This window comes from Cohnella lupini, assembly GCF_003386205.1.
GTDB lineage: Bacteria > Bacillota > Bacilli > Paenibacillales > Paenibacillaceae > Cohnella > Cohnella lupini.
This window is the reverse complement of record NZ_QRDY01000002.1, coordinates 380,120-391,204: the sequence shown is the minus strand read 5'-3', so window position 1 is coordinate 391,204 and position 11,085 is coordinate 380,120. Positions and strand designations below refer to the sequence as shown.

The window sequence follows — 11,085 nt, the reverse complement described above, 5'->3', positions numbered from 1 at the left end:
CGTTCTATGGTCGGGGGCCAATCCGATCGAAATCGATATCCAGCCACCCTAACGCATAAGCGGGGGAATTTGCCCGCATTCGATAATCGCCCGACTCGGCATCGACGAACAGCGGGTCGGCGACCATCGATTCTCCGTCGTATTTACGATCGAGCAGCAACCGCCATTGCTCCCACGTATACTCGTTTCGCTCCAACGCGTCTTCCCCCTGCGGGGTTAACGGGGTTATTTCTCCAGCGACCTTACACGGCTCGCCTTCCCGCCAGAAGAGATTCCGATCGGCGGCGGTAAACCTGTCGTCCGCCCAGTTGACGAAGTAATACAAATATTGTCCGGAGTTATAGATTACGTTACTCTCGGCAATCACGTGTTTATTCGCATCGCCAACCATCTCTTGCGTTCCGATTCCGGAAATCGCCTGAGGGTTGTTAACCAGCAGGTTGTTGCGAATGCGGTTCCCGATGCCCTTGGAGAAGATGGTCATCCACAGCTTCCCTTCGCCCGTGCTGTACAGATCGTGCAGGATATTGTTCGTCACCGTGAAATCGTCCGCGGCGTCATCCAAGTAAATACCGAAACCGAACGAGAAATGAATTCCGCTATGATGCAGCCGATTACCGTGGATCGCATTGCCGCGGCCCGGCCCCCATGCCTCGATCATCCCTCCGTCTTGGCTATCCAGCATCACGTGCGAGATGTCGTTGTAAGCGATCAGATTATTCTTCGTATGGAGGAAATCGTAATGGTTATCCCAAGTCACGGGAATTCCGTATAACGAATCGGGCATCGCCCCGAACCGCAGTCCTTTTATCGAGATCCCGTATCGCGGCATGTGGGAGATCAGATTATGGGAAATTTCGTTGTCTCCGCTCTGATAGAGCAGAATTCCGCTGCCGTGACCGATCAACTCCCCGCCGTGCGAGATCCGGTTGTTCGTAATGACATGACCCTTATTCGTATACGAAGCGGCGGCTTCGGTAAACTCGCCTTCTCCGGCCGCATATCCGGAAGCATAAATACCGTTATAGCCTACGTGCTCGATCAAGTTGCCGTCGATGGCGATATGATTCGCATGCCGATCCAGATAAATGCCGCTCGTACCGGATTGGGTAATGGAACAACCGGAAATTCCGATCTCAGAGGCATGATCGACATAGATCATAGCCTGCCGGTGTTGTTCCTTCTCGGCATTCCCGTCCATCATCGCATAATCGCGATCGCTGTTCGTACACTCCAGAGTCAGGCCTTCCAGGACCAAGTTCCGAACGGGACGGTCGCGATCGCTTCCGATGAGTTCGATAAGCCTCGTTAAGGTCGGAGCTATGACTTCTTGTCGAGCCGGAACTTCGTTATCGTTGCTCGGCCGATAATAGACTACGCCGTTCTCTTCGTCCAAATGAAACTGCCCCGGGTTGCGCAGGAACGCGAGCGACCCTTGAACATAGTAACGGGAGCCGTGACCGATGCCCCATGTCGCCGGTGTCTCGAACGTCAAAGTCCGAGTATTCTGATCCATAGCCTTGACCGCCTTCGTTTCGGAGAACCAATTCCATTCCCCTTCCCCCGGCCAGACGAACACTTGGGCATCCTGCAGCTCCAATTCTTCGGGAATATCGCCCGCGCGGAACCTGATCCCTTCGGCCGATCGTCCCTCTTCGACCTCATCCGTCAGGAAGTAACCCGTTGCCGGGAATCTCGCTTTCTTTACGCGTGCTCCGTCGGCGTACAGGGTCTGAAATCCGCGATTCGACTCGAGCTTGGTTTTCCAGATATAATCATCGTGTTTCTCCCAACCGTCTAATCTTATCCCCCCGACCAGAACCGGCTTCTCCCCGGGCGCGTTGCGATAATGGACGCGATACCCGTCTCTCCCGGAGTCGCGTTCGTCGAACCGGAGCGTCGATTCCATTTGATATAGACCGCCATGAATGTAAACGGTGACATCGGAAGTCATGCCTCCCGCGATCCCTTCGCGAACGGCTAGCTGCGCTTGGCCGATCGTCAAGAACGGTTGTCCGGCGTTTCCTTGGCCGAGATCGCTCCCGTGCGGAGCCACGTGATATTCGTAAATATGATGCATGCGTAAAGGGCCTCCCTGCTTCGGCAACAGATATGTTTAACTTCCTTCATTGTGACGGCAACCGCTCCGCGAACCTACTGCTAGTATGCAAAAACCCTGCTTGGCGGACTGTTCATATTACGAATTCCTGCTCCATATGCGATTTACCACGCTATATTAACGGAACCGACGCCGGCAATATTCTGTTGCTTCTCTTTCCTTTGCTATTTATGATGGGAATGAACCTTGCTAGATTTCGTGTTGGAAGAGGGTCACTTATGTCCATTCGAGCGTTGGACGAATTGATGCCGACCGTGAATTTCGCTAGCCGCGCTACCGCCTTGCCGGGTACGGATTGGGGAGTACGGCTTATCCCCGATTGCCAGCTTGTCTACGTGGTATCCGGTCATGCGGAGCTGAACGTCGGCGAATGCTTTTATGAAATCCGAGCAGGAGAGTGCGTCTATTATGACGGAGAAATTCCCCATAGGCTCTTAGCCTTAGGAACGACCGATTACTATAGCATACATTTTCAGTGGACCCGGCACTCGTCCCGGCCCCTTCATCCGGGTCATTCCATTCGGTATATGGAGCCGCGGGATTTAATCGGCAAGCCCCTTCATCCGAAGGTCGAAATTCCTGATATCGGGGAGTTCACCCTGCCTACCAAATGGTCCCCTTCCGGTTTAGAGCCTATTTTCACGAAAATAGTCAAGGAATACGAGCTCGAGCAGCCGGGATACGGGGTTTCTTTGCGCGCGTTGATGATGCAAGCATTATCGCTCATCTTCAGGCAACTGGTAGGCCAACGTTCGGAGCAACGATCACGCAGCCGTATCGACCCGGCCATACAAGCCATGCAGGAGCAGCCGGGCAAGAACTGGGCAGTCTCGGAGCTGGCGGCGATTTGCGGGTACCACCCGATTCATTTTGCGAAGCTGTTCAAGGAAGAGATCGGCTTATTGCCCAAACACTACATTATCGGGGAAAGAATCAAATTGGCGAAGCGCGCGTTATTGCAGGGGGAGAAAGTCGAGGCTTTGTCGGAGAGGCTGGGATTCACGAGCATCCATTATTTCAGCCATCAATTCAAGCATTTAACCGGATTGACGCCCACCGAATTCAGAATGCATGGGCGTCCGCCGGAGTCGTGAATCGTTGCTTCTATTCTTTCTTCTGAACGACCGGCATCATCATTCCGTCGTCCATTCCCATCATCCTAACGCTATCCGACTCGTCTTCCGCCTCGGATAAGTATATCTCCGTTCCGAAAGCGGGCTCGGCATAAGGAAGCTGCGTTCGGCCCCGCGCAAGAATTTGCCGGTAGTTGCCCGACTCTCCTTCATAGCCGTCGTGATCCCACGGAACCCATGAACGCGCATTGCAATAATGGCATACGTAGGCACGGCGGAAGCGATCCTGCGTGCGATTCGGATAGGAACGATGGAACAGATGCGAATGGAAAAACAGGACGTCGCCCGGCTGCATCGGCACGGGAATCGGAGGCGGATAGTTCGATACCACCTTGGATAGGGTGTTCACCTCGTCGTCCAAATGGCTAACGTTCTCGACGGATCGCAGATCCTTGAACGCGTCGACGGCATGGACATTGCCGCCGCCATTGTTCCCTTCCGGCGGATAAATCGGTTCGTGATTGGAACCCGGAACGACCCACAGGCAACCGTTCTCTTCATCCACTTCCTCCAAAGCTATCCAAGCGCCGACCATCGTGTCGGGATGAGTCTTGATATAGTAGGAATCCTGATGCCAGCCTTGACCTCCGCGACCGGGAGGATTGAGGAACATCATCGACTGCAAGGCGTACACGTCCGGCCCGACCAACGCTTCCGTTACGTCGAGAATACGGGGATGAAGCAGACCCCATTCCGCAGTCTTATCCAATCTGGATACCATATGGACTCTCGTCTGGTGTATGAATTCCCCCGACAAAGGGTCCTTGCTTTCAGGGTCTTCCGGTTGGTAGGAAGATTCGTTTCCCTTCGTGTTAATGCCGCCGAGCCTCGTTCTCTCCGCTAAATCGTAAAGAAGACCGGTGTCTTCTTTTGATAACAAACCTCTTACGACCAAATATCCGTCCCGGTGATATTGCGTATATTCCTTCACGCTTACCAAGTAGCGATTATCCCTTGCCTTCGACTTCGGCGTATATGAAATTCCCATCGTACGAGCCCCTCTCCATGGATTGTCTTTCTTCTATTGTGCGCGATCGAAGCGCCAATGCTCAATGGATGGAAACCTGAAATCGATGTGTTTATTTGATATATTCGTTCACCAGAATATAGCGATTGACGGGATACGGGGTTTCCGGATCCGGAACTGCCGCGGCATGCCGGAACTGCGAGCTCTCGCATCGTTCGATATATTCGCTGGCGGTGATTCCCCGAAGTCGTTTGTACATTTTCGAGAAGTGGTGCTCGTCCCCGAAGCCGACTTGATACGCGATCTGTTTGACGCTCCATTGACCGCTCATCATCAGGTGCTCGGCTCGAAGCAGCCGACGTTCCAGAAGCGCGCGCTTGGGCGACGATCCGACGGAGGCGACGAACATTCTCGTGAAATGCTCGTGAGACCACCCCGACTGCTGGGCGATCGCTTCAATCGTCAGCGGTTGCTCCAGATGCTCCTCCATGTACCGGATCGCCCTGGCGATCGGAATCGGGAGCGGACTCGCGAGCTCTTCGATCGCGTTATCCGCCGAAGCGCATAATTCCTCTAACGCGGTAGCCAGTAGCGCGGACACCCTTCTCTTCCAATAAGGCAATTGATAATTGGCAATTCGCAGCATTTGCTTCATCAGTGCCGGAAGCAGACTGTTCGCGCTAACGGGAAGCGGGTTGCCTTCCCCTTGCAGCAAAGCGCCAAACCGGCTATCCGACCGGCGAAGGCAGTCGTAATCGAAATGCGCGAAGAGATGTCGGACTTTCCGGTCGGGATCGAAGAGATAGCGGTGCTCCTCGTCCGGGCGCGTAAAGATGAAGCAAGGTTCGCGCAAAACGTTAGACGCGCCCCGTAACTCGTAAAGAGTAGCCGAGCCCTCCGGAAAATAAACGAGCTCGTAATCCGGGATGCTTCGCGTACCTAATACGGAGCCCGCTTGCGCCCACATATCGCCCATGTTATGGACGAACGGCCAGTGCTCCTCTTGCTCTTTTTCCGCCATTTTCTCCCCACCGCCCAATTAACCTTCTGATGATTGTATTTTAAGTCCGGTTTGGATCCGGCGCAATGGCTGTCGTCCGGAATTACGAAAATCAAAAACCCCCGTGAACGGGGGCTTCTACTTGCACGCTATTAACGAACGCCTGCCGGAGCATAAACGACCGGGAAATGCTCGCCTTGCATGATATCGCCTTTGTTAACCGTTACGTAGGAGAGCATGACATGGTCGCTCGACGGTTCGTAGCGGGTGTGACCCGGCATATAGTGGACGGCGATGGCCCGGCGCTTCAGTTCGGAGCGGTTGTTCGGGCTTCCGTGCCAGGTTAGGCTGTGATGATAGCCCACTTGACCTTTCTTGATCTCGAACGGTACGGCTTTCACGTCGGCGCCTGCCGGAAGCAGCTCGGGATGGCGGTGATACGGCATGAAATCATTGTCGCTGGCGAGATGCTTCTGGTGGTTGCCCCATTTATGACTGCCGGGAACCATCCACATACATCCGTTTTCGATTACCGCATCGTCGAGCGCGACCCACGCGCTCACGAGATCCGCCGGTTGGATAATCGGCCAGAGCGGATGATCCTGATGCCAAGCCGTCGGCCCCCCCGTGATCGGCGGTTTGTACTGGATTTGATCATGCCAGATGCGCAGCGTATCGGTGCCGCAGAGCTGCGCGACCTCTTCGCATATCGTCTTGTTCGCCGCATGTCGGAAAAACGCGTCGCTAGCCATCCAAATGTTGACGATCTGAACCACTTTCTCGTTCGCGGTCATTTTCATATTCTCGTAGAGAGAGGAGCTTTCCTTATTACCTTCCTCATCGCCTAAAAGATTATGGTTCAGGACCGGTTTCTTCACGGACTTGCCTTCCATGACGTCGTTCAGTTCTTCCCGTAGCGCCTCCACTTCACCGTCGCTTAGCACGACGCTCCCCTTAAGAAATCCGTTTCTTTCAAATTCCGCTAGTTGGCTCTCGTTCAACATCCTGCTACACTCTCCTCGGCACTGGTTACGATTGGTTGATGGCTTAATCATACGTGTTAGGAGAGCGGATGTATTTCCGATAAACCAACATTCGTTTGCGTTTTTCTTAGATTGTGATCGCTATTCGCCGTCGATGCGGAAATCGGGCTTCACTTTATCGAAGTTGGGATTTTTCCCGTTTACCATAAGCCCCATGCCCCAATCGAAATGAACGTTAGCCGTCGGGAAATCTTCCGGGTCCTTATATTGAAACAGCACGTTTCTTCTAGTTCTGTCGCTACGGTTTGCCGATGATCCATGGATCGTTAAATAGTTGAAGAACAGTACATCGCCGGCATCCGCTTCGCAAAGCGTTCCGTCCGTAATCGGATACTCCTTATGATTCAAGTAGTACGACCCTACGTGCGGCAGCTCTCCTTGAATATGAGATCCGGGAATGACGCGCAGACATCCGTTCTCTTCGTCGGCCCGATCCAAGTGAAGGCTGGCGGCGAGCATCGTATGCTTGGCATGGGGAAAATACGGATAATCCTGATGCATCGGGAAAGCGGCGCCGTTTTCGGGAGGTTTCACGAGCATCTTGGAGTGATGCAGCTGGACGTTCGGTCCGATCAAGCTGGAAAGCACGGATGCCATGTTCGGATGAATCGCCGCCCGCATGAAGGAAGCGTCGTGATAATGAACATCGTGAAATCCCTTAAGCACGAGTTTCTTCAGCTGTTCCGGCGGAAGAAAATCTCCTTGCCAGGCTGCATTCGAATCTTGCTTGGCTAGCGCCGCTCTGCGAACGATTCCTTCAACCGCTTCCCTCATTCGTTCTACCTCGTCCGCATTAAAAACCCCTTTAACCAACAAGTACCCATTTTCTTTGTAAAATCGAACGTCTTCATCCCTAATCATAGTCTAGCCTCCACGTTGGAATTTGAATTGAAATCATTGTTTATATCCACTATTGTAGAGTTATCGGCTGTTGTTCGTCTTTGTTGGCAGCAGACCTATTTTTGCACAATGAAGCCAATATCCCGAATAAGGTTAGGCGGAAAAGTTATGTATCTAACGCAAGAAACGTATAAGCTGCTGAATGACCGAGCTCTGTTGCTAAAGGGAGACGGCGCAGCTTTTAAAGTTTATTACTGGGGTTTCGAGTCCCCGTTGTTCGATAATCCGGTGCACAAACACTCCTTCATCGAGGTTTGTTACGTCATGGATGGCGAAGGCGAATATATCGAAAACGGAATCCGATACCCGCTAAGCCAAGGAACCCATTTCTGCTCCAAGCCCGGCATAACGCACCAAATACGCACCCGGAACGGACTTTTCCTCCTCTTCGTTGCCTTCGAATTGGATGAAGCCGACTCGACGGCGAACATCGTCGAGTCGTTCCGCTCGCTTGCCGATAACGGGGAAGTCTGCGTATTCGCGGGCGACGAGTTGCCGACCGCTCTCTTATGGAAAACACTACTCGTTCGGGATAATACGAAAGGGAATATCCCCGCGCACGCGATCGCATCAGTCGCGCATGCGTTGCTGCTGTCTTTTCTCTCTTTATTCGGCAAGGACGAGCCTCTCCCAACCGCCAGAAGGGATTCCGCGATCCTTCTCCGCCAAGCCAAGCTATTCATTCGCGATAACTTGTCTCAGCCATTGACGCTGAACGGAATCGCCCGGTACTTAAACGTGTCGGAAAGACACTTATCCCGAATGTTCTCCACGGGCATCGGCGAGAATTTCACGAATTACGTGCGCGATGAAAGAATTCGCAAAGCCGCCACCTTGCTCGCTTCCGGCGACCTTCCGATTAAAGAAATATCCGAGGCTGCCGGCTTCTCGTCCGTTCACTACTTTACTCGCGTGTTCACGCAAATGAAGGAGGTTCCTCCGGGGCAATATCGCAGAAAATATCAAGCTTCTCCGTGATTATGAACACCAGGCATGACAAAAAGACCGCAGAGATGCTCATAGTCACTCTGGCGGTCCAATGTTGGCGGTGTGCGCGGAGTTTCTCCGCCAAGCATAACCACCCCGTAGCGGCACGGCGTGCCGTTATCGTCCTTCCTCACACTTACAAGCCTCTGGTCTTGCCGCTACTGGCGGAATAGCCGTTCCTCAAGCGGGTATTTGGTTGGTTAGCGAAGCTTTCGGCGAAATAGCAGTTTCTGGCGCGGGTATTCGACTGGTTAGCAAGTTTTCGGCGAAATAGCAGTTTCTGGCGCGGGTATTTGGTTAGTTGGCGAAGTTTTCGACGAAATAGCCGTTCCTCACGCGGGTATTCGACTGGTTAGCGAGTTTTCGGCGAAATAGCAGTTTCTGGCGCGGGTATTTGGTTAGTTGGCGAAGTTTTCGGCGAAATAGCAGTTTCTGGCGCGGGTATTCGACTGGTTAGCAAGTTTTCGGCGAAATAGCAGTTTCTGGCGCGGGTATTTGGTTAGTTGGCGAAGCTTTCGGCGAAATAGCAGTTTCTGGCGCGGGTATTTGGTTAGTTGGCGAAGCTTTCGGCGAAATAGCCGTTCCTCACGCGGGTATTCGACTGGTTAGCGAGTTTTCGGCGGAATAGCCGCTACAGAAAGACGCTCAAAAAAAGCGTCAGCATAGCGATCACCCTACGCTGACGCTTTTCCTATCAAGATCCGAGATTAAATGACTTTCGCCGCCCATAAGCCGGCGTTTAAAATCAATTTGCGGTAAGCCTCTACCTTAAAAGCAGACAATTGATGACCGGGCATGAGGTACACGATGCGGCCCAAGCCGAACTCGTGCGTCCAAGCGGCGGGCCACTTTTCTCCGTCATGATCGTACTCGGCGAGGATGGTCTTTTGGACAAACGGATCGAATTCGAACCGGTATGGCTCGTCGTCAACCGCAAAAGGCTCCACGCGATCCATGATTCGGTGATTCGGTTGACGGATGCTGATCGGCAGCGTCGTAAAGTCCGGATGGCTTACGAATTTGGCGCCGATCATGGAAGCCAGCTCTTGGTTTCGCTGCAAGGAGATGCCGTTATGGATGGCCAAGAACCCGCCGCCGCGCGCCACGAACGAAAGAAGCGCGGCAGTTCGCGCCGGAGATAGCTTCTCCTCGACGAACTCCGTGTACGAAATGAACAGACGATACGGCTCCAAATACTCCTCCTTGAGCATACCGTAATCGCCCGTGCTCCTTACGTCTATCGCTCCTCGAAAGATGCTTTCGATTTCCTTGTCGACGCCTTCGAACGGATGATAAATCGCGTCCGCGTAATTCCCCAACGCCAGTGCATGAATGTTGCTCATCGGCTTCACCTCGTCCCTTCCCTAGAAGAATAACACGACTACCGCTTGTCGCATGCAAGCTTTTAAGTTATGCGATAATATCCATCTTCCGTCCCAAGTTCCCGTCTGGATCGCTCCCGTGTTGACCAGGCAGCTCTCGAGAAGCGCGCCTTGCCAGTAAAATAACCCAAAAACTTGAAAAGAGATAACCGAGCATCACCATTATAGTGAGCGCTTTCCCCTCTTCGATAAGATGGCTAAGTTGAAAGGGCAATAGGAAGGATACCCCCGCTCCGAAAGCGAAATTCGCGTGCCATGTATTCCTCGCGGCATTCGCAAGCCGGATTCTTCCTCTAGCCTGCGCGTTCGCTCTTATCACTCCGCAAATGCCGTATAGCATCGCAAGATCGATTACGATAGTCGCAGCGACTATTGACAAAGAGTCCACAGTGGGAATCCCGTTATCCGTAAGAGAGATTTCCGCCTGCATTCCGCCGAGTCTTGCAATCGACAATACGAGCAGCATTACCGTTGCCCCCCACGCGATTCTGAAATCGCTTCTTGCCGACTTCAATGTCGTAAGTCCAAGCATAATGAGTAAATAACCTATACCATCGGGAAGAAGATCGATACTCTGAATTCGAAAGTCGAACAGTGCCAGCACGAGTCCCCACGAAATCCGGATATAAGCCCTCTTCATTCCGCCTGCCTCCTTGTCTCCCTAACAAAGGAACGCATATCGGCTTCCGTCGGATAAGGCGTGTAATCCGCGAACAGCACATGGTTGGTTCGTCGCCCGTCCGATTCTTGAAATTCTTCTCTAAGCATCACCCGATAAGCCGTCATTTCGATTTTGTTTTCATCCGGAATCATGAACCGATAATTCACCGAAAGAGATTCTCCCTGCTTCAACTCCGCCGGTAACGTGAGGGGTATTTCCTGAGGAGTTCCACGGTTCGAAGCCAGCTTCACATCGAATTGAAATCGATCTCCCAACCTATCCAACAATCGCGAGTTCACGCTCGTAAGTTTAATCGGCTTATCGATTCGAATAGTTCCATACCCACTGTTATCGGAACTGCTTCCACCGGAACTGAATAAAAACGGCCTTTCCTTTTCCGACATCGGCCAAACATTGCGGTACACGATTATCTCGCCGACTTCTTCTTCGCGTTCGGTACCGTCATTATATAACGCTGTAATCGAATGCAATATTAGTGGCTCCATCGCTGTAGTCCGCGGTTCGACCGCTTCTTCCTCAAAGTAACCTCTTATCACATAAATCGATTGTAATCTCATTTCCTGATGGGCTGCTATGGGGTAAAACCTAAACGCGGACAGCTCCTTGATACGGATGCCGATCAGCTTCCGCTTGTCTTTATTATTGTCCACGTACAGTAGATCGAAAACGGCGCTAGGAGCATAGTCGGTCTCGATATAATGGCTGAGGAATTGCCCCTCGGGCAGCTGAGATCCGCGGCTATAAGCTATATTGCCGATCCAGCTCGCTATGACCAGCGCTAACACGGCCACGTATACCGTAATTTTCATGCTGCATCCCCCTTCGATGTGCTTATAAGATTTAACGCTATTCGAAGGGTTTTGTTACTATGA

At 52.5% G+C, this 11,085-nt stretch carries 10 protein-coding genes; 2 read left to right on the top strand and 8 right to left on the bottom strand.

Annotation, left to right across the window (positions count from 1 at the left end; translation table 11 throughout):
• Positions 1-4: 4 nt before the first annotated feature.
• Positions 5-2,080 carry a right-handed parallel beta-helix repeat-containing protein gene (locus DFP95_RS05915; RefSeq protein WP_115991648.1) on the bottom strand — a complete coding sequence of 692 codons (2,076 nt, stop codon included), beginning with the start codon at positions 2,078-2,080 and terminating at the stop codon, positions 5-7.
• 257 nt (positions 2,081-2,337) lie between these two features.
• Here DFP95_RS05915 and DFP95_RS05910 point away from each other — a divergent pair, with 257 nt between their 5' ends.
• Positions 2,338-3,213 (top strand): helix-turn-helix domain-containing protein, encoded by an 876-nt coding sequence (locus tag DFP95_RS05910; protein WP_181907283.1) that lies wholly within the window; start codon positions 2,338-2,340, stop codon positions 3,211-3,213.
• 10 nt (positions 3,214-3,223) lie between these two features.
• On the opposite strand, the gene DFP95_RS05905 is transcribed toward DFP95_RS05910, so the two are convergent.
• The 4 genes from DFP95_RS05905 to DFP95_RS05890 form a co-directional block, all read right to left on the bottom strand.
• Positions 3,224-4,240 (bottom strand): phytanoyl-CoA dioxygenase family protein, encoded by a 1,017-nt coding sequence (locus tag DFP95_RS05905; protein WP_115991646.1) that lies wholly within the window; start codon positions 4,238-4,240, stop codon positions 3,224-3,226.
• Positions 4,241-4,331: 91 nt separating this feature from the next.
• Positions 4,332-5,240, bottom strand: coding sequence for an AraC family transcriptional regulator (locus tag DFP95_RS05900; RefSeq protein ID WP_115991645.1), 909 nt, complete (start codon positions 5,238-5,240; stop codon positions 4,332-4,334).
• A gap of 131 nt (positions 5,241-5,371) precedes the next feature.
• On the bottom strand, positions 5,372-6,223 hold the full coding sequence (locus DFP95_RS05895; protein WP_115991644.1) for a phytanoyl-CoA dioxygenase family protein: 852 nt from the start codon (positions 6,221-6,223) through the stop codon (positions 5,372-5,374).
• Between the two features lie 120 nt (positions 6,224-6,343).
• Positions 6,344-7,123: a phytanoyl-CoA dioxygenase family protein gene (locus tag DFP95_RS05890; RefSeq protein ID WP_115991643.1), complete on the bottom strand. Its 780-nt coding sequence runs from the start codon at positions 7,121-7,123 to the stop codon at positions 6,344-6,346.
• Between the two features lie 147 nt (positions 7,124-7,270).
• On the opposite strand from DFP95_RS05890, the gene DFP95_RS05885 reads away from it, so the two are divergent.
• Positions 7,271-8,140, top strand: a complete 870-nt coding sequence (locus tag DFP95_RS05885; RefSeq protein WP_181907282.1) for an AraC family transcriptional regulator — start codon at positions 7,271-7,273, stop codon at positions 8,138-8,140.
• A 716-nt stretch (positions 8,141-8,856) separates the two neighbouring features.
• On the opposite strand, the gene DFP95_RS05880 is transcribed toward DFP95_RS05885, so the two are convergent.
• From DFP95_RS05880 to DFP95_RS05870, 3 genes are all read right to left on the bottom strand, one after another.
• Complete coding sequence (locus tag DFP95_RS05880) at positions 8,857-9,492, bottom strand: ThuA domain-containing protein (protein WP_245987381.1); 636 nt, start codon at positions 9,490-9,492, stop codon at positions 8,857-8,859.
• 67 nt (positions 9,493-9,559) lie between these two features.
• Positions 9,560-10,171, bottom strand: a complete 612-nt coding sequence (locus DFP95_RS05875; RefSeq protein ID WP_115991641.1) for a hypothetical protein — start codon at positions 10,169-10,171, stop codon at positions 9,560-9,562.
• A complete protein-coding gene (locus DFP95_RS05870; protein WP_115991640.1) occupies positions 10,168-11,022 on the bottom strand; it encodes a hypothetical protein in 855 nt (284 codons plus the stop codon). The genes DFP95_RS05875 and DFP95_RS05870 overlap by 4 nt, the downstream gene beginning before the upstream one ends.
• Positions 11,023-11,085: the final 63 nt, after the last annotated feature.

What these genes read in the sequence shown, in the direction of transcription:
- DFP95_RS05915 (WP_115991648.1), bottom strand. Translation starts at nt 2,080, where the DNA reads ATGCATCATATTTACGAATATCACGTGGCTCCGCACGGGAGCGATCTC.
- DFP95_RS05910 (WP_181907283.1), top strand. Translation starts at nt 2,338, where the DNA reads ATGTCCATTCGAGCGTTGGACGAATTGATGCCGACCGTGAATTTCGCT.
- DFP95_RS05905 (WP_115991646.1), bottom strand. Translation starts at nt 4,240, where the DNA reads ATGGGAATTTCATATACGCCGAAGTCGAAGGCAAGGGATAATCGCTAC.
- DFP95_RS05900 (WP_115991645.1), bottom strand. Translation starts at nt 5,240, where the DNA reads ATGGCGGAAAAAGAGCAAGAGGAGCACTGGCCGTTCGTCCATAACATG.
- DFP95_RS05895 (WP_115991644.1), bottom strand. Translation starts at nt 6,223, where the DNA reads ATGTTGAACGAGAGCCAACTAGCGGAATTTGAAAGAAACGGATTTCTT.
- DFP95_RS05890 (WP_115991643.1), bottom strand. Translation starts at nt 7,123, where the DNA reads ATGATTAGGGATGAAGACGTTCGATTTTACAAAGAAAATGGGTACTTG.
- DFP95_RS05885 (WP_181907282.1), top strand. Translation starts at nt 7,271, where the DNA reads ATGTATCTAACGCAAGAAACGTATAAGCTGCTGAATGACCGAGCTCTG.
- DFP95_RS05880 (WP_245987381.1), bottom strand. Translation starts at nt 9,492, where the DNA reads ATGAGCAACATTCATGCACTGGCGTTGGGGAATTACGCGGACGCGATT.
- DFP95_RS05875 (WP_115991641.1), bottom strand. Translation starts at nt 10,171, where the DNA reads ATGAAGAGGGCTTATATCCGGATTTCGTGGGGACTCGTGCTGGCACTG.
- DFP95_RS05870 (WP_115991640.1), bottom strand. Translation starts at nt 11,022, where the DNA reads ATGAAAATTACGGTATACGTGGCCGTGTTAGCGCTGGTCATAGCGAGC.